Raw genomic sequence first — 19,290 nt, 5'->3', positions numbered from 1 at the left:
AATATAATGTCAAAAGTATATGCTGATGAAAATCTAAAGGTTTTTACATTAAATTCTAACCCTGCTCTAGCAGAAGAGATTGCAAAGGTAATTGGGGTTGAGCTTGGAAAATGTTCAGTGGCTCGCTTCAGTGATGGTGAAGTTCAAATCAATATCGAAGAAAGTATCCGTGGGTGCGATGTATTCATTATCCAATCAACAAGTGCACCGGTAAATGAGCATATCATGGAATTATTAATTATGATTGATGCATTAAAGAGAGCATCAGCAAAAACAATTAATATTGTTATGCCTTATTATGGTTATGCTCGTCAAGACCGTAAAGCACGAGCTCGTGAGCCAATTACATCAAAGCTAGTAGCAAACCTATTGGAAACAGCAGGTGCTACTCGTATTATCACGCTTGATTTACATGCACCACAAATTCAAGGTTTCTTTGATATCCCAATCGATCACCTAGTGGGTGTACCAATTTTAGGTGAATACTTTAAGAGTAAAAGCTTAGAAGACGTTGTCATTGTTTCTCCAGACCATGGTGGTGTGACTCGTGCGCGTAAGCTAGCAGAGCGCCTAAAAGCACCAATTGCTATTATTGACAAGCGTCGTCCACGCCCTAATGTGGCAGAAGTAATGAACATTGTTGGTCAAGTAGATGGCAAAACAGCTATTCTAATTGACGATATGATTGATACAGCAGGTACGATTACATTAGCAGCGAATGCTCTAATTGAAAGTGGAGCAAAAGAGGTATACGCTTGTTGTACACACCCTGTTCTATCAGGTCCAGCGATTGAGCGTATCCAAAACTCTAACATCAAAGAATTAGTTGTAACAAACTCAATTGAGTTACCAGAAGAGAAGAAAATTGATAAAGTAACTGAGTTATCAGTTGCACCTCTAATGGGTGAAGCCATTATCCGTGTACATGAAGAACAATCTGTAAGTACATTATTTGATTAATAGATAGGTTCTCAGACAACTTTTCTTGTTAAGGAAAAGAAAGTCTTATTTAAAACCTCGTCGTTCCATTCTTGATAGTTAATGAATGGAATAGGCGAGGTTTTTTACATAACTCAATCACTTTTGGATTTCATGTTTAACTCTGTTTCATTTAGGGAAGATTTATAGTATGACGCAGAGAAAAAACATGGAAGGTGATATAAATGAGTACACTTTTACAAGCAAATGAGCGAAATGAGTTTAAAAATTCAGCGAGACGAAAAATTCGTGAGGAAGGAAACTTTCCAGCGGTTGTATACGGAAATAAAGTGGATTCTAAATCGATCTATCTAAATAGCGCAGAATTCATTAAAACAATTCGTGAGAGTGGACGCAATGGCGTTTTAACATTGCAAGTGAACAGTGAAAAGTATTCAGTTATGTTACATGATATTCAAACAGATCCATTAAAAAATGAGATTGTGCACGCAGACTTCCAAGTTATAGATATGTCAAAAGACATTGAAGCAACAGTTAATGTCGTGTTGGTTGGAGAAGCGGCAGGAACAAAAGAAGGTGGCGTTCTGCAACAGTCGTTACATGAAGTAACGGTTAAAGGGTTGCCGAAAGACATTCCATCGGAAATTCAAATTGATGTTACAAACTTAGGCGTGAACGATACCATTACATTAGAGGAAGCGACGGTAGCTAAAAATATTGAAATCACTCATAACTTAACCGACACAGTTGCTTCTATTTTACCACCACGTCAAGAAGAAGATATTAATAGCGGTGAGCAACAAGATAGCGCAGATGAAGATGACGTTTCGGAAAAAAATAAAGAAGAATGATAAAAAGACGTAACCAAAAGGTTACGTCTTTTCGAATGATTTGATTATAATAGGAAGTATAGATTGTTTTTATGAAAGGAGAACATCCCTTGAAAGTAATTGTAGGATTAGGGAATCCTGGTCGAGAATATGACCGCACAAGACATAATATTGGATTTATGATTATTGATGAATTAGCAGAGCATCTTATGATTTCGTTAGATAAGACAAAGTTTAATGGTATCTACGGTGTCGGTACAGTGAAAGGTGAAAAAGTCATATTATTAAAACCTTTAACATATATGAATTTATCAGGTGAAAGTTTGAAACCGCTCATGAGCTACTATGACGTTTCTCCTGAAGACATCCTTGTGATCTATGATGATTTAGACTTACCTTCAGGAAAAGTTCGCTTACGCACCAAAGGAAGCGCTGGTGGACATAACGGTATTAAGTCCATTGTTCAACATTTAAAAACACAAGAGTTTAACCGTATCCGTGTTGGAATTGATCGACCAACCAATGGAATGAAAATAAGCGATTACGTACTAGGTAAGTTTACAAATGAAGAAATGGTAGATATGAAAGAAGCCATTGATAAGTCTATCAAAGCAAGTGAAGATTGGATTCATACACCATTTTTAGAAGTGATGAACCGCTATAATTGAATGAATAACATACCTCGTAAGTGTCGATACTAGCAGTAAAAACACTTGCTAGGAGGATTTTTATGTCTATCCGTTATGTTTGCAGACATTGTGGGACGAGTGTTGGTATAATTGATGTAGTCACTATCAATAGTAAGGAGCTCGGACTAGACCATTTAACCGCAACCGAACGTAAACAATTCATTCATTATAACAGCAATGGGGAGATGTCGATTCAAACCATTTGCGAAGATTGTCAGGAAGCGTTAGAACGTAACCCTGATTATCACCAATATGAGACTTTTATACAGTAAAGAGCTTTGGTACTTAGAGCCAAAGCATTTTTCTGTTTATAGTTGTGCAACATGTGCATGAGAGGAGGGAATCCTTTGCTAGGGATTAAAAAACATTTTCGCGAAAACGTAGAGATTAAAACCATTATTCAAAGTGTCGAAGAAGGATTAAAAGAACAACTTGTAGCAGGGATATCCGGATCCGCGCGTTCCGTTTTAATGGCAGCGCTACATGAAAAACAAGGTCGACCATTATTAGTCGTGACCCACAATTTATATCAAGCTCAAAAGATTTATGATGATTTAACCAACTTACTACCAAACAGTGGTGTATTTTTATATCCTGTAAACGATTTGATTGCGACAGAGGTAGGGATTGCGAGCCCGGAACTAAAGGCTCAGAGAATTGAAGCGTTGAATTATTGGAGCCATGAAGGCAAAGGGATTGTGATTACACCTATTTCCGGTTTGCGTAAGCTATTACCTCCAAAGCAACGCTGGAAACAAAGTCAACTGTCATTTAAGGTAGGAGAAGATATTGATGTTGAATCTTATTTGCATCAATTAGTGTCACTCGGTTATGAGCGTGCTTCAATGGTTGATTCACCAGGGGAGTTCAGTGTTAGGGGTGGCATTATTGATATCTATCCATTGACCGAGGAATACCCTGTTCGTATCGAACTATTTGACACAGAAGTGGACTCCATTCGTACGTTTACGATTGAAGATCAACGTTCACATAAGCAATTAAAGGAAATCAAAATAAGCCCTGCAGGCGAAATGATTTTTACAGACAAGGAAATAGAGCAAGGGATTGTTACGCTTGAAAAGCATCTTGCTTCTACGTTGAAGAGTGTCAAAGATGAAGCAGTAAAAGAATTGTTAGTAGAGAAAATTCAAGGTGAAATTGAACAGTTAAAACAAGGGCACCTATTAGATAACATGTTCAAATATTTATCTCTGTTTTATGAAATGCCTACTAGTTTAATAGACTATCTACCTGAAAACGGCGTTATTTTATTTGATGAAATGACACGTATTCAAGAGACATCAGAACAACTAGATCAAGAAGAGGCTGAATGGATTACAGATTTATTAGCAAATGGTGAAATTGTAAGAGATGTAGTGCCTTCTCATAAAGTTTCGTCATTAATTGCAAAAGCTGGTCATCCTATTATTTATTTGTCTTTATTCTTAAAGCATGTTTCCTATACAAACCCACAAAATATTGTCAACATCTCTTATAAACAAATGCAGCAATTTTATGGTCAGATGAATTTGTTGAAAAATGAGATTGACCGTTGGGTGAAGAGTCAATATGCCATTGTTGTACTAGGTGCAAACGAAGAGCGAGTAAGTAAATTAGAGAAAGTACTAGCTGATTACGATATTGAATCTTCAATGCTGTCATCCGATAGTGAGCTCATTCCTGGTAAAGTGCAAATCATTGAAGGAGACCTTCATGTTGGGTTTGAATTGCCGATGCAAAAAATAGCGGTATTAACAGAGGAAGAGCTTTTTAGAAAGAGGATTAAGAAGACAAAGCGTCGTCAGAAATTATCCAATGCAGAGCGAATTAAAAGCTATTCTGAGCTAAATGTTGGTGATTATGTTGTTCATATCAACCATGGTATCGGTCGTTATCTAGGAATTGAGACATTAGAGATTAATGGAAATCATAAAGATTATATTCATATCAAGTATGAGGGAACTGACAAACTGTATGTCCCTGTTGAACAAATTGATCAAGTTCAAAAGTATGTAGGCTCGGAAGGAAAAGAACCAAAAGTTTATAAATTAGGTGGAAGTGATTGGAAGAAGGTTAAGAGGAAAGTAGAATCTTCTGTTCAGGATATCGCAGATGACTTAATAAAATTATATGCAGAGCGTGAAGCGAGTAAAGGATACGCATTTTCTCCAGATGGAGATATGCAGCGTCAGTTTGAAACATCATTTCCTTATCAAGAAACAGAGGATCAACTTCGCTCCATCCATGAAATTAAAAAAGATATGGAAAAAGAGCGTCCAATGGATCGACTGTTGTGTGGAGATGTTGGTTATGGAAAGACAGAAGTAGCCATTCGAGCTGCATTCAAAGCCATTGCGGATGGAAAACAGGTTGCTTTTCTTGTTCCAACGACAATCTTAGCTCAGCAACACTTTGAAACGATTCGTGAGCGCTTTCAAGATTATCCAATCAACATTGGGCTACTAAGTCGTTTCCGAACGAGAAAACAGCAACAGGAAACAATCAAGGGGCTGAAAAACGGTACCGTCGACATTGTAATCGGTACACATCGTCTTCTTTCAAAAGATATTGTTTATAAAGAGCTCGGTCTGTTAATTATTGATGAAGAGCAACGATTTGGTGTTACTCATAAAGAGAAAATTAAGCAGTTTAAAGCAAACATTGATGTATTGACATTAACGGCTACACCAATTCCTCGAACATTACATATGTCGATGCTTGGTGTGCGAGATTTATCTGTTATTGAAACGCCTCCAGAGAATCGTTTCCCTGTTCAAACGTATGTCGTTGAATATAATGGTGTGCTTGTTCGAGAAGCGATTGAACGAGAACTAGCAAGAGATGGACAAATCTATTTCTTATATAACCGTGTTGAAGATATTGAACGAAAAGCAGAAGAGATTTCAATGCTAGTGCCTGATGCGCGCGTAACGTATGCGCATGGTAAGATGAATGAAACAGAGCTTGAGGCAGTTATTTTAAGCTTTTTAGAAGGCGAATACGATGTGTTGGTTAGTACGACCATTATTGAAACAGGGGTTGATATCCCTAATGTAAATACACTCATTGTTCACGATGCAGATAAAATGGGCTTATCTCAGTTGTATCAATTACGTGGTCGTGTAGGTCGCTCTAACCGAGTGGCTTATGCATATTTTTCGTATAGAAAAGATAAGGTGTTAACTGAGGTAGCGGAAAGACGATTACAGGCAATTAAAGAATTCACAGAACTAGGATCTGGATTTAAGATTGCGATGCGTGACTTATCCATTCGTGGAGCAGGAAACCTTCTTGGTGCACAGCAACATGGCTTTATTGACTCTGTTGGGTTTGATTTATATTCTCAAATGTTAAAAGAAGCCATTGAAGAACGAAGAGGAACCGATGATACGAAGGAATTGAGCGATGTAGAAGTGAACCTCGATCTTGATGCATATATTCCAGACCAATATGTCTCAGATGGTCGCTTAAAAATTGAGCTGTATAAACGCTTTAGAGGAATTGAAACATTGGAAGATGTTCAAGACTTACAAGATGAAATCATTGATCGATTCGGTGAGTATCCACAAGAGGTAGATTACCTGTTCCGAGTTGCAAGAACAAAGGTACATGCGAAGGAGCAACGAGTTGAATCAATCGTACAAGCAAAGCAACAAGTAACAATTCTTTTATCTGAGCAAGCTAGTTCAAATGTCGATGGACAAAAATTATTCCAGCTAGGTAATCAATTTGGACGGATGGTAAGCTTAGGGATGGAAGGAAAGAAAGTGAAAGTTGTTTTAAATATTAAAGGCGTTTCGCAAAACGAGTGGTTAAACGTTGTGTATGAAATGATAAAAGGGTTATCTACTATTAAAAGAGAAGAAGTAAAAAGTTAACAAACAATCATCACATAGAACGTGGATGTTTACTTATCAACTAGCGCATGTTTAGTTGTATAGGAGAAAGCATCTGCGTTTTTATGTTTAAAAAGAAGTTTTAGTTATGACAAGTAAAAATGTTTATAAAAGAAAAGTGGAGGGTAAATGAGAAACAAATAACCAAAATTAACCACAACGTAGATAAGTTTACTTTTAAAATAAGAAGAACAATATGATATTGGGTACTTTTTAACAAAAAATGATATGGTTGGTGTATAGAAGTTATTTTGTGACGGATACTAATTGCAACAATGGTGATAGCTTCAAAAACAGGATAAAAATCCTGAGTCACCAAATACATTTAATCATCAGATGAAAGAGAGGCTTCAATGAATGAAAGCAACAGGTATTGTTCGTCGAATTGATGATTTAGGGCGGGTTGTAATTCCGAAAGAAATCCGCAGAACTTTAAGGATTCGTGAAGGAGACCCACTAGAAATCTTCGTAGATCGAGATGGAGAAGTTATCTTAAAAAAATATTCTCCAATTAGTGAGCTTAGTGACTTTGCGAAAGAATATGCAGAAGCTTTATATGACAGCTTAGGGCACCCTGTTTTAATCTGTGATCGAGATGTCTATATCTCTGTAGCAGGAAGCTCTAAAAAAGAGTATTTGAATAAAAACATTAGCCAACTTGTTGAAACAACGATGGAAAGTCGTAGTTCTGTTTTAGTGAAAGATGAAAAGAAAATTGAGTTTATTGATGGACAAGAAGAGACTGTCGCATCTTACACCATTGGTCCAATTGTAGCAAATGGTGATCCAATTGGCGCTGTTGTGATCTTCTCAAAAGATAAGTCTGTCACAGAGGTAGAACATAAGGCTGTGGAAACAGCTGCTGGCTTTTTATCTCGTCAAATGGAGCAATAATACAACCATTATATGTAGGAACAAAAAAGGTAGCAAACTTGCTACCTTTTTTACTTGTTATCTTTAATTGTCAAAAGACTCGTATAGAGTCGTGATATAATACATGTAGCAATTTATAGAAAAGTGCAGTGTTGTAGGAGAACATAAACAGCCAAAGACTCTTCTCTATAAATGTGCAGATTAGATGAATGATAACTAGAAGGTGTCTTTAATTTTGAAAGGTGTTCATCATGAATAAAGAGGTCAAGAACAGTCATGTTCAATCAATATTAAATGGAGCGCTCATTCTAACACTTGCTGGATTATTTACAAAAGTTCTGAGTGCAAGCTATCGAATTCCTTATCACTATATTGCCGGTGATGTAGGGTTTTATATTTACCAACAAGTTTATCCTCTTTATGGGATTTCTTTATTGTTAGGTACATATGGTTTTCCGGTTATCATTTCTAAGTTAATAGCGGAAAATAGGCACAATAAGCGAGTCATTTCCTTAATTTTACGTACATCATTTATGCTGTTATCTTTAATGAATGGCCTCTTCTTTGCTCTTCAATATCTATTTGCTGAGCAAATTGCAAGTTGGATGGGTGATGATAAATTAACACCCCTCATTCAAATCATTTCTCTCTCCTTTTTATTTATCCCATTTCTAGCAGTCATTCGTGGTTATTATCAAGGGATTAATAATATGGTGCCTACTGCACTTTCACAAGTTGCAGAACAAATGGTTCGAGTGGGGACCATTTTACTGCTCTCTTTTTTATTGCTTCATCAAGGCTATGATCTTTATGTAGCAGGGGCAGGGGCTATTTTTGGTTCTATTACGGGTGCAATCACATCCTTATTTGTATTAGGTGCCTTTTTACTAAAGCATAAAAAAAGATTACCGATACGAGGTCAATATCAGATAACAGACGAAGTAAGCGCGGTTTTAAAAAAAGTAGCATTGCAAGGAAGTCTTATTTGTTTAAGTGGTATGGGTCTTTTATTTATTCAGCTTGTAGACTCCTTTACTCTTTTTTCTCAATTAGTCTTAGAAGGAACGGGTGAATTAAAAGCGAAAATAATGAAAGGTACATATGATCGAGGATTACCACTGATTCAGCTTGGTACGGTAGTCGGTACGGCCTTCTCGTTAGCTTTAGTTCCTGTTATTTCATCTGCAGTTTCAAACAGAGATCAAAAACTCATGAGGGAAAAGAGCCGCTTGTCTTTAAAGCTTTCACTTGTAGTCGGAATAGGGGCTGCAATGGGATTAGTAGGAATCATGCAATCGACAAACGCTATGCTGTATGGAGATATCAAAGGCACAGATACATTACAAATCTTAAGCTTGCTCATTGTATTCACTACCTTATCTGCTACAACGGCAGCCATTTTACATGGTATGGGATATATGTATGTGCCTGCTTTGGCGGTATTAGGAGGTCTTGTATTAAAATATGTTTTGAATATAGCATTGATTGCTGTTTATGAAACAGAAGGAGCAGCAATTGCATCTGTTTTAAGTTTTGCATTTATTGCTGGTGTAAACACGCTTTATTTACGCTTGAAAATTAGAATGAGCATGATCGGTGGAAAAAGTATAGGTAGTATTCTCATGGCTGCGTGTGTCATGTTAGTGGTTCTTAAATTGTATGAACTAGGCGCATACTCCTTAGTAGAGGCTAATAATCGTCACACTACCTTTTATAGTAGTCAAGCATTAAGCGCAGTGTGTTTAGGTGGTGTACTTTACATTTATCTTATTTTAAGAAATGGTGTCTTTACGCTAAACGAATTATTAGATATTCCGCTTGGAGATAAAGTAGCTAAGTATATAGAAAAAAATAAAAACAAAGGTGATAAAAAATGAGCAAAACAATTACAGTCATTGGATTAGGAGCAGGAGATTTAGAACAGCTTCCATTGGGTATATTTCGAATATTAAAAGGTGCAAAAAATCTCTTTTTACGAACAGAAGAGCATCCAGTGGTGTCTCATTTCGAAGAGGAAGGTATTTTATTTACATCATTTGATACTATTTATGAACAACATGATTCATTTGAAGAGGTTTATCAGCATATTGTCGAAAACTTGTGCAGCCAGGATGACGATATTGTGTATGCAGTACCTGGACACCCGCTTGTAGCCGAAAGAACGATACAACTATTGCTAGAAAAAGCACAAGAAGCTGATATACGTGTAGAGATAAAAGGTGGACAAAGCTTTTTAGATCCTATTTTTTCTGCGCTTAAAATAGATCCAATTGAAGGATTTCAACTTCTCGATGGTACTTCTATGAACAGAGCGGAGCTACAGCTAACACAGCATGTGCTTATTTCACAGGTATACGATCAATTTGTTGCATCAGATGTTAAGTTAACGTTAATGGAACACTTACCAGATGAGTACCCAGTTTATATTGTAACAGCGGCTGGAAGTGCGCTAGAAGTCATTAAAAAGGTAAAGCTTTATGAGTTGGATCGCGAGGTTACCTTGAGCAACTTAACGACCGTTTATGTTCCGCCTGTTGTAGAGAGTGAACCGCTTTACCATCAGTTTGAGTCGTTGCGACACATTATTGCAACATTGAGAGGACCGAATGGCTGTCCGTGGGATAAAAAGCAAACCCATACTTCTCTCAAAAAGTATTTACTTGAGGAAGCATATGAACTTTTAGAGGCAATTGATAACGAAGATGACGATCATATTGTAGAAGAGCTCGGAGATGTGTTACTTCAAGTTATGCTTCATGCACAAATAGGAGAAGATGATGGAATGTTCTCCATCGACGATGTGATTAGAGAGTTATCAAGTAAAATGGTGAGAAGGCATCCTCATGTGTTTAGTGATGTGAATGTAGAAAATGCTGAAGAAGTTGTTCAAAATTGGAACGAAATTAAGCAAGAAGAAAAAGGAGAACGTACGGAATCGATATTAGATCGTGTGCCTAACTCAGCAACAAGCTTGATGAAGGCTCATCAATATCAAAAAGAAGCGGCAAAAGTAGGCTTTGACTGGGATCATGTTGAACCGATGTGGGACAAAGTGTTTGAAGAAATAAGAGAATTTAAAGATGAGGTTCAAGTATCAAATAATGAGAATAAGCTAAGTGATGAATTTGGTGACATTTTATTTGCACTTGTGAATGTTGCTCGCTATTATAAGGTGGATTCAGAGTCAGCTCTTGCTCAAACGAACCACAAGTTTTCAAGGCGTTTTCAATACATTGAAAATCAAGTAAATGAAACGGGTAAACCATTTTCAGCTTTTACGTTAGAACAGTTAGATACATTTTGGAACGATGCAAAAAAACAAGGTTTATAATTAAAAAAGGGGGAAAAAGAAGTGAGGCTAGATAAGTTTTTAAAAGTATCTCGTTTAATCAAACGTCGTACATTAGCAAAGGAAGTGGCAGACCAAGGTCGAATCACCATTAATGGAACAGTCGCTAAAGCAAGCTCTATCTTGAAAGAAGGAGATGAACTTGCTATCCAATTCGGAACGAAAGTGGTAACAGTGAAAGTGGAATCGTTAAAAGAAACAGCTAAAAAAGAAGAAGCAAACAACCTGTATTCTGTTGTAAAAGAGGAAAGAGTGACGGCAGAATAGTTATTACTTTCTAGAAAGTAGGCTTGTTCTAAAATAATTTTCTCCCTCATATGTTTAAACAAGATAATATGAGAGCTATATGAACGTTCTCGATTGATGAGATGGGGGATGAAAATGAGTCAATATTATGAGATGGGAACAGCCAATAAAGACCAAACGCCAAATCATGATTTGGTGATGAAGGGTCGTCGTTTGTTAGATATTACAGGAGTTAAGCAAGTAGAGAGCTTTGATAACGAAGAATTTTTGTTAGAGACGGTTATGGGCTTTTTATCGGTAAGAGGTCAAAACCTTCAAATGAAAAATTTGGATGTTGAAAAGGGAATTGTATCGATTAAAGGCAAAATTTTTGATATAGTTTATTTAGATGAACAACAATCGGAGAAAGCTAAAGGATTCTTTAGCAAGTTGTTCCGATGAGTTTAAATATCCAATTTTATACAATGATTGCAATGATTTCAATGGGCAGCTATTTAGGAGCTGCCCTCGATACGTATCGTTACTTTTTTAATCGCTCTAAAATTGCTCATTGGTTAACGTTTATCAATGATTTTTTATTTTGGATTTTGCAATCATTATGTATTTTTTATGTGTTGTTTCAAGTGAACGAAGGAGAGCTACGCTTTTATGCATTTTTAGCACTATTATGTGGATTTGCTGCGTATCAAAGTCTATTCAAACAACTATATTTGAAGGTCCTTCAATTACTAGTATCAATCTTTGTAAGGTTGTATCGTTTTATTTTATCTCTATTTAATGTATTTTTGGTCAAGCCTATTCGGTGGCTCCTTCATGTGATTATTCTTTGTGTAATTGCCTTGTATAAATTACTTATTTCGACGTTAAAGGTCATGATGAAAGTAGTATTTACTCCTTTTAAGTGGGTAAGCTTGTTAATTTGGAGAATGATGCCTGGTCGTGTCAAAAAATTCTTTCGTCATATCTGGAAGTATATAGAAGGTTTTCAGAAGAAAATAAAGAATACGAAACAGAGAGTTGTCGCATGGATAAAATCTTTTAAGAATAAGGGGGATGAGTAAAAGGTGAGTGCCATGCAAGATGAGAAAGTGACGAAACTGAACTCGGACTATATGACTGAACAAGAGCTGAAAAAAAAGAATGTGCATAAAAGACGTGTCGGTCTCGTAAGACGTCTCACTGTCTTTGGTATTGTAGCATTTATCATTTCAATTGCGATGGTTTCAACAATTATTACACAAGCATCGACGATTGAAGATAAGCAGTTAGAAAAAGAAAAGCTGGAGCAACAGTTAACAAAGCTAGAGTCAAAGCAAAAGCAGTTAGAAGATGAAATTGTGAAATTGAATGATGAAGAATACATCAAAAAAATTGCAAGAAGAGATTATTTTCTTTCAGAAGAAGGAGAAATTATCTTCAATATAAAAAGTGACTAACAACATGGCGCGTTGACAGTGCATTTTTGCTTTTTGTATAATATAATAAATTGATTTCTTTTATCATTTTAAGGAGGAGCATTTTTTTTATGTCAATTGAAGTAGGCAGCAAGTTACAGGGAAAGGTAACAGGTATTACTAATTTTGGAGCATTTGTGGAGCTGCCAGAAGGCTCAACAGGCTTAGTTCACATTAGCGAAGTTGCTGATAATTACGTGAAAGATATTAACGATCATCTTAAGGTTGGAGATGAAGTAGAAGTTAAAGTTATTAATGTGGAAAAAGATGGTAAGATTGGACTTTCAATTAAGAAAGCGAAAGATCGTCCAGAACGCACGGAACGTCCAGAACGTTCAGATCGTCCAGAACGTTCAGAACGTTCAGATCGTCCAGCGCGTCAAGGTGGGCGTCCAGACCGCTCACGTGATTCAAGACCACCGCGTAACAGAAGCAACGAATATCGCCCGAAAGAAACATTTGAACAAAAAATGAGTCGTTTTCTGAAAGATAGCGAAGATCGCTTATCTTCCCTGAAGCGTCATACTGAATCTAAACGAGGTGGACGCGGAGCGAAAAGAGGCTAACTTGTTGCTTATATTTAAATAAATAGCAAGTCCTAAATATATAGTTAAAAAACGTGGGTTTTTTAACTTAACTCCATAAAACGGACCGTCGTATAAATCTAGCTTTTATAAGATTTAAAACGACGGTCCGTTTTGTATAGAAGAAAATAACATACAAAAAAGACACATGTAAAACATGCGTCTTCAAAAGATGACCCGTACGGGATTCGAACCCGTGTTACCGCCGTGAAAGGGCGGTGTCTTAACCGCTTGACCAACGGGCCATAATATAATTATAAAGTAGCGGCGGAGGGGATCGAACCCCCGACCTCACGGGTATGAACCGTACGCTCTAGCCAGCTGAGCTACACCGCCATGATAGAAACTAGAAAAGACATTTATTATCATACATAAATTTATTCTATGTGTCAATGATTTTTGGGGAATATTCTTTGAATCATGTCATTCAATTCTAAGAGCGTCATATTTATTCTACAAGCAGTGATTTATACCGTAAAACGTTTTTTATTTTTCTTTTTTTTTATTGAAATTATCCCATATTTCTCACGCATATTCGCAAAATGCTCGGTATATTTGTATATTTATTGATTTATATCTAGAAAATAGTCGAACGATTCTTTAATCAGGATGCTTGTTTTGACAAAAAATGAGAGACAAGCTAGCTATAATAAATAATAAGTATAATTAGCGGGTGGTGTAAATATGCAAAAAACAGAGGGAAACTATGCAAGTCCGGCAACGGAGGCAATATTTAATCGAACGCGGTTAGAGTTCTCACGTTACATTACACAATTTGGGTTAAAAACAGAAAAGGTGTTGTTTCATTGGGGTGCATTATTACTTATCGTAGGGTTTCTATTAGGACGAGCTCTTATCTTAATGAAAATTATGCCCTTTGCTTTACCATTTTTCGCGGCTGTTTATGTGATGAAAAGAGAAAAATCAGCGTTAGCAGGGCTAGCAGTTTTAGCTGGGGCATTTAGCTTATCCATTCAAAATGGCCTGCTCTTAATTTGCGCATTCTTTTTATTCTTAGTGGTGTATCGACTTAGTGGAATGATAAGTTTAGAGCCGGCCAAAAAGTTACCTTTTCTAGTGTTTTTCACCATGCTACTCACAAAAATAGGTATGTTCTATGTGCTCACTCAACAAATCACATTATATGATTTTACATTCGTAACGATTGAAGCGGGTCTTAGCTTTATTTTAACAATGATTTTTTTACAGAGTATTCCACTGATTTCACAAAGGCAGAGAAAACAATCATTAAAAACGGAAGAAGTTATTTGTTTAATTATCTTGTTAGCTTCTGTTATGACAGGAACGATAGGGTGGAGTATCTATGGATTGTCAGTGGAACATATTCTATCAAGGTATCTTGTTTTAGTATTTGCATTTGTAGCTGGAGCAACGATGGGTTCTACAGTAGGGGTTGTGACGGGTTTAATTTTAAGTTTTGCTAATATAGGAAGTTTATATGAAATGAGCCTGCTTGCGTTTTCGGGCTTACTTGGAGGCCTCTTAAAAGAAGGTAAAAAAATTGGGACCTCTATAGGATTACTTGTTGGAACGCTATTGATAGGTCTTTATGGGCAAAATAATCAATTACTCTCTATGAATTTATATGAATCTTTGGTTTCCGTGACGTTATTTCTCTTTACACCAAAGCTGATTACAAAGAATATAAGTAAGTTAATACCAGGGACAACCGAACATACTTTAGAACAACAACAGTACGTGAGGAAAATACGAGATGTGACGGCTAATCGTGTCGAGCAATTCTCGAATGTATTTCAAGCACTATCAAAAAGTTTTTCTCAAAATGGATTTTATGAAGACGATCGCGATGAACATAAAGAAATGGACTATTTTTTAAGTAATGTCACTGAACGGACTTGTCAATTCTGCTTTAAAAAAGATCAATGCTGGGCTCAGCAATTTGATACAACCTATCATTATATGAAAGAAGTGATGCATGAAATTGATCAGGATACATTGCAGTATAATACAAGATTAACGAGAGAGCTGGACAAGCACTGCATTAAGTCGAAGAAAGTAATTGATGTGATTGAACAAGAGTTAACAAATTTTCGTGTTAACCAAAAGTTAAAGCATCAAATTCAAGAAAGTAGAAGAATTGTAGCCGAACAATTATTAGGCGTATCACAAGTCATGAATAACTTTGCAAAAGAAATTAAACGTGAGCGAGAAAATTTACATGTTCAAGAAGAGCAAATTCTTGATGCACTAAGAAACTTTGGGATGGAAATTAACCAAATTGAGCTTTATAGTCTAGAACCTGGAAATGTAGACATTGAAATGTGGGTTCCATACTGTCATGGAAGAGGCGAGTGTGAAAAAATTATTGCGCCAATGTTGACAGATATTCTAGGAGAATCGATTGTCGTCAAACATGAAGACTGTGCTACTTATCCTCAAGGGTATTGTCATGTATCATTTGGCTCTACCAAGGCGTATGTAGTAGATACAGGTATTGCTCATGCTGCTAAAGGTGGTGGATTTGTATCTGGAGATAGTTATTCTACAATTGAACTTAATGCAGGTAAGTATGCCATTGCCATTAGCGATGGAATGGGGAATGGTGAGAGAGCGCACTATGAAAGCAGTGAAACGCTACAGCTTCTTAAACAAATCTTACAAACAGGAATCGAAGAGAAGATTGCTATCAAATCTGTTAATTCTATTCTTTCTTTACGAACCAATGATGAAATCTTTTCGACATTAGATTTAGCAATGATTGATTTACAAGATGCTAACGTTAAATTTCTGAAAATTGGATCTACTCCAAGCTTTATTAAAAGAGCGAATCAAGTTATTAAAGTTCAAGCGAGCAATTTACCAATGGGAATTATTGAAGACTTTGATGTTGATGTAGTAAGTGAACAAATGAAAGCAGGAGACCTTCTCATTATGATGAGCGACGGCGTGTTTGAAGGACCGAAGCATGTTGAGAACTATGAGATGTGGATGAAGCGCAAGGTGAGTGAGCTTGAAACAACAGACCCACAAGAAATAGCCGATCTTATCATGGAGGAAGTGATTCGTACACGATCAGGCATCATTGAAGATGATATGACCATTGTAGTCGCAAAAGTACAACATAATACACCAAAGTGGTCATCAATCCCTGCATACGGACAGCGTAAAAAAGCGCTATAAGCGCTTCTTCCTACGTATATTTTCAATCATCCTCGTCTAAGCTGTTAATAACGATACGTAGGAGGGGATTTAATTGAAAAAAGGTACGCTTAAGCAAATGCTAGTAATTACAGACGGAGGATCGAATACGGGCGAAGATCCTGTTGCAATGGCTGCCCTAGCGAAAGAGCAAGGCATTACGGTAAATGTTATTGGTGTGATGGAAGAAGACATTATAGATGAACAAAGTATGAAAGAAATTGATGGTATTGCAATGTCTGGTGGCGGTGTGAGTCAGGTTGTTTATGTGAAGCAGCTTTCTCAAACTGTTCAAATGGTGACAAGACAAGCGATGACTCAAACACTTCAAGGGGTCATTAATAAAGAATTACAACAAATTTTAGGCTCAGAAGTGAAAATGGATGATTTATCGCCAGAAAAACGTGGAGAGATCATGGAAGTGGTGGATGAGCTTGGTGAAACTGTTGATTTAGAGATTCTTATTTTAGTTGATATGAGTGGAAGTATGAAGACAAAGCTACCAACAGTTAAAGAAGCATTGCTTGATCTATCTTTAAGCTTAAATGCTAGATTAGGTAATAACCTGTTTTCTATCTTTTTATTTCCAGGGAAAAAGAAAGATGTTGAAAAGCTAATGGATTGGAATCCTAAACTAGAATCTTTATCTACTGTTTTTCCAAAGCTTACAGCAGGAGGTATTACACCAACAGGTCCAGCTATTAAAGAAGCTGTCTACCATTTTAATAAAAAGCGCTCTTTAAGGAGTTTGTTGAGACAAGGTGAATACATTGAAGAATCAGGTATGTAACCTTCGGGTCGGTACAACGATTACAGGGAAGTGGCATCAACATTCGTATCGAGTGTTGAAAATGCTTGGTATGGGCGCAACAGGAGTTGTGTATTTAGTTGAAAAACAAGACCAATCTCTTGCTGCACTAAAGTTTAGCTTCCAAAGCATGTCTGTTAGTGCAGAAGTAAATGTTCTAAAACACCTTTCAAAGGTCCATGGAAAAGTCCTTGGACCTTCTTTATTAGATGTCGATGATTGGAAAATCTCTACTCATCAGGTTTCGTTTTATGTCATGGAATATATAAAAGGTGAGCCCTTTTTATCTTTTATTAAAAATAGAGGGGTAGAATGGATTGGTGTTTTTGCTATTCAGTTACTCAGCAATTTAAATGAGCTACATCAAGCTGGGTGGACATTTGGTGATTTAAAGCCTGAGAACCTAGTGGTAACAGCTAACCCTGTTAGTGTTCGTTGGCTTGACGTAGGTGGCACAACATTGCATGGACGTTCCATAAAAGAGTTCACAGACTTTTACGATCGAGCACATTGGGGACTTGGAACTAGAAAAGCAGAGCCTTCGTATGACTTATTTGCGGTTGCGATGATTATGTTGCATGCTGCTCATGGTAAACGATTTGAAAAACAAGACCTGGTGAGAGAGCAACTAAAGAAAGCTCTTTTATCAAAGTCATCCCTTGCTCCTTACCGTATAGCTATTCAAAAAGCCATAGAGGGTAAATATAGCTCAGCTGAAGAGATGAAAAATGACATCGTTCTTGGATTGAAAGGGGCGCATTCACAAAGTCAACACTCATCGTCTAGCATGAAAGCTACAAATCGAACTCAGCGGTCTGCAACACGAAAAAAAGTAAAAGTAAAACGAAAAAGAATACATGTATTAGAAACGTGTCTGTTGTTTGTATCAGTCATGTTTATGTATCTTTTGTATTTGTTCTTTCAAGTGCTATAGTGTAGGGATGAATAAATAAAGCGAATTTGTGAAACTTGTTAAAGTTTTATTCGTATATACAAAATTAATGGTACATTTAATATATCTCCCTACGTAAGGAATGGTTAACATTGAAAGAACGGGTAAACTCCTTTATTCGTAAGCATAAGCTGATACCAAGTCATTCAAGGATTGTCATAGGTGTTTCGGGTGGACCTGATTCTTTAGCGTTGCTTCATTTCCTGTGGAGCAAAAGAGAAGAAATGAACCTTGAACTTGTTGTTGCTCATGTCGATCATATGTTTAGAGGAAAAGGCTCTGAGGAAGATATGGAATATGTGAAGCAATATTGTCAATCCATCGGTGTATGCTTTGAAGGGAAAAAAATTCATGTCGAGGCTTACCAGAAAGAACATCAGCTATCAGCTCAACTAGCTGCTCGCGAGTGTCGCTATGCTTTTTTTCAAGAGATAATGGAAAAGTATAATAGTCATTTGCTTGCGTTAGCGCATCATGGAGATGATCAAATTGAAACCATTTTAATGCGATTAGCTAGAGGAAGCACCATGGAAGGATATGTTGGAATAAAACCAAGGCGTCCTTTTGCAACTGGTCATATTATTCGTCCGTTTTTATCTGTAACTAAAGAGGAAATTCTTCAATATTGCAAAGAGTTTTATTTACAACCAAGAATCGACCCTAGTAATGCTAAAAAGGATTATACGCGCAACCGATTTCGTCATGAAGTCTTACCATTTTTTAAAATGGAAAACCCTGTCGTACACGAGAAGATTCAGCGTTTTAGTGAGGATTTAGACGATGATCAGCGATACTTAGAGGAATTAACAGCGAAGGCCATGAATAAAGTAATGGAAAAGCAAGGAGAAAATCAGGTAATTCTTCAAAGGAATGGATTTCTCACAATGCGGAAACCTTTACAAAGAAGAGGGATTCAACTAATATTAAGATATCTTTATAAAAAAATTCCTCAAAATCTTTCCTCAACTCATATTGATAGCCTTGTGTTATTGCTTGAAAGTGAGCAACCATCAGGGACACTACATTTTCCAAATGGTTTAAAAGTGATTCGTTCCTATAATGATTGTCTGTTCACATTTGAAGAGGAAAAAGTAAAACCTTACCGATATGTGTTAAACGTACCAGGCTATGTCCATCTTCCGAATAACAAAAAAATCATTTGTGAAATACATAATGTACGGCCATACATAAAAGGAAACGATGTTTTTGTTTTAGGGTTTAGTCAACTCGGTGATTCTTTAATTGTAAGGACACGCCACCAAGGTGATAAAATGACAATTAAAGGCATGAATGGGCGCAAAAAGGTAAAGGATATTTTTATTGATAATAAAGTTCCTTTATCTGCGCGAGACATATGGCCGGTTGTGGAAGATGGTTCTGGTGAGATCATTTGGTTACCTGGCTTAAAAAAGTCGATTTATGAGAAGGAGGACCATTTTGATCAAAGATATGTTATTTTATACTATAAGTAGCTAAAACTTCTAGGAGGC

Annotated in this window: 17 protein-coding genes and 2 tRNA genes; 17 read left to right on the top strand and 2 right to left on the bottom strand. The window is 36.7% G+C overall.

Annotation, left to right across the window (positions count from 1 at the left end; all coding sequences use genetic code 11):
• The first annotated feature begins 6 nt into the window (after positions 1 to 6).
• The 13 genes from JOC83_RS18735 to JOC83_RS18675 all read left to right on the top strand — a co-directional run bounded on the left by JOC83_RS18735 (position 7) and on the right by JOC83_RS18675 (position 12,842).
• Positions 7 to 960, top strand: a complete 954-nt coding sequence (locus JOC83_RS18735) for a ribose-phosphate diphosphokinase (protein ID WP_205188910.1) — start codon at positions 7 to 9, stop codon at positions 958 to 960.
• Positions 961 to 1,163: 203 nt separating this feature from the next.
• Positions 1,164 to 1,790, top strand: a complete 627-nt coding sequence (locus tag JOC83_RS18730; protein WP_205188909.1) for a 50S ribosomal protein L25/general stress protein Ctc — start codon at positions 1,164 to 1,166, stop codon at positions 1,788 to 1,790.
• 89 nt (positions 1,791 to 1,879) lie between these two features.
• Positions 1,880 to 2,437: an aminoacyl-tRNA hydrolase gene (pth, locus tag JOC83_RS18725; protein WP_205188908.1), complete on the top strand. Its 558-nt coding sequence runs from the start codon at positions 1,880 to 1,882 to the stop codon at positions 2,435 to 2,437.
• A gap of 62 nt (positions 2,438 to 2,499) precedes the next feature.
• Positions 2,500 to 2,730 carry an anti-sigma-F factor Fin gene (locus tag JOC83_RS18720; protein ID WP_205188907.1) on the top strand — a complete coding sequence of 77 codons (231 nt, stop codon included), beginning with the start codon at positions 2,500 to 2,502 and terminating at the stop codon, positions 2,728 to 2,730.
• Between the two features lie 57 nt (positions 2,731 to 2,787).
• Positions 2,788 to 6,336, top strand: a complete 3,549-nt coding sequence (gene mfd, locus JOC83_RS18715) for a transcription-repair coupling factor (RefSeq protein WP_378913406.1) — start codon at positions 2,788 to 2,790, stop codon at positions 6,334 to 6,336.
• A 375-nt stretch (positions 6,337 to 6,711) separates the two neighbouring features.
• Entirely contained in the window at positions 6,712 to 7,248 is a 537-nt protein-coding gene (gene spoVT, locus JOC83_RS18710) for a stage V sporulation protein T (protein ID WP_205188905.1), read from the top strand.
• Between the two features lie 230 nt (positions 7,249 to 7,478).
• Positions 7,479 to 9,104 carry a putative polysaccharide biosynthesis protein gene (locus JOC83_RS18705; protein WP_205188904.1) on the top strand — a complete coding sequence of 542 codons (1,626 nt, stop codon included), beginning with the start codon at positions 7,479 to 7,481 and terminating at the stop codon, positions 9,102 to 9,104.
• Positions 9,101 to 10,558, top strand: coding sequence for a bifunctional methyltransferase/pyrophosphohydrolase YabN (gene yabN / locus JOC83_RS18700; protein WP_205188903.1), 1,458 nt, complete (start codon positions 9,101 to 9,103; stop codon positions 10,556 to 10,558). Before JOC83_RS18705 ends, yabN begins: the two co-directional genes overlap by 4 nt.
• A gap of 21 nt (positions 10,559 to 10,579) precedes the next feature.
• The gene (locus JOC83_RS18695; protein ID WP_205188902.1) at positions 10,580 to 10,843 is read left to right on the top strand and encodes a S4 domain-containing protein; all 264 of its coding nucleotides are present in this window, start codon (positions 10,580 to 10,582) and stop codon (positions 10,841 to 10,843) included.
• 114 nt (positions 10,844 to 10,957) lie between these two features.
• Entirely contained in the window at positions 10,958 to 11,263 is a 306-nt protein-coding gene (gene yabP / locus JOC83_RS18690; RefSeq protein ID WP_205188901.1) for a sporulation protein YabP, read from the top strand.
• Entirely contained in the window at positions 11,260 to 11,883 is a 624-nt protein-coding gene (gene yabQ, locus JOC83_RS18685) for a spore cortex biosynthesis protein YabQ (RefSeq protein WP_205188900.1), read from the top strand. The genes yabP and yabQ overlap by 4 nt, the downstream gene beginning before the upstream one ends.
• A gap of 12 nt (positions 11,884 to 11,895) precedes the next feature.
• A complete protein-coding gene (locus JOC83_RS18680; protein WP_239583637.1) occupies positions 11,896 to 12,258 on the top strand; it encodes an FtsB family cell division protein in 363 nt (120 codons plus the stop codon).
• A gap of 89 nt (positions 12,259 to 12,347) precedes the next feature.
• Complete coding sequence (locus JOC83_RS18675) at positions 12,348 to 12,842, top strand: S1 domain-containing RNA-binding protein (RefSeq protein WP_205188898.1); 495 nt, start codon at positions 12,348 to 12,350, stop codon at positions 12,840 to 12,842.
• A 191-nt stretch (positions 12,843 to 13,033) separates the two neighbouring features.
• Here JOC83_RS18675 and JOC83_RS18670 read toward each other — a convergent pair.
• Positions 13,034 to 13,105, bottom strand: a tRNA-Glu gene (locus JOC83_RS18670).
• 17 nt (positions 13,106 to 13,122) lie between these two features.
• A tRNA-Met gene (locus JOC83_RS18665) sits at positions 13,123 to 13,196 on the bottom strand.
• 348 nt (positions 13,197 to 13,544) lie between these two features.
• On the opposite strand from JOC83_RS18665, the gene spoIIE reads away from it, so the two are divergent.
• From spoIIE to tilS, 4 genes are all read left to right on the top strand, one after another.
• Positions 13,545 to 16,022: a stage II sporulation protein E gene (gene spoIIE / locus JOC83_RS18660; RefSeq protein WP_205188897.1), complete on the top strand. Its 2,478-nt coding sequence runs from the start codon at positions 13,545 to 13,547 to the stop codon at positions 16,020 to 16,022.
• Positions 16,023 to 16,095: 73 nt separating this feature from the next.
• Entirely contained in the window at positions 16,096 to 16,830 is a 735-nt protein-coding gene (locus tag JOC83_RS18655) for a vWA domain-containing protein (protein ID WP_205188896.1), read from the top strand.
• Positions 16,811 to 17,782 carry a protein kinase domain-containing protein gene (locus JOC83_RS18650; protein ID WP_275580457.1) on the top strand — a complete coding sequence of 324 codons (972 nt, stop codon included), beginning with the start codon at positions 16,811 to 16,813 and terminating at the stop codon, positions 17,780 to 17,782. The genes JOC83_RS18655 and JOC83_RS18650 overlap by 20 nt, the downstream gene beginning before the upstream one ends.
• 110 nt (positions 17,783 to 17,892) lie before the next feature.
• On the top strand, positions 17,893 to 19,272 hold the full coding sequence (tilS, locus tag JOC83_RS18645; protein ID WP_205188895.1) for a tRNA lysidine(34) synthetase TilS: 1,380 nt from the start codon (positions 17,893 to 17,895) through the stop codon (positions 19,270 to 19,272).
• The last annotated feature ends 18 nt before the right edge of the window (positions 19,273 to 19,290 follow it).

The sequence above is a fragment of the Priestia iocasae genome (assembly GCF_016909075.1).
Classification (GTDB): Bacteria; Bacillota; Bacilli; order Bacillales; family Bacillaceae_H; genus Priestia; species Priestia iocasae.
This window is presented reverse-complemented; position numbering and strand designations above follow the sequence as displayed.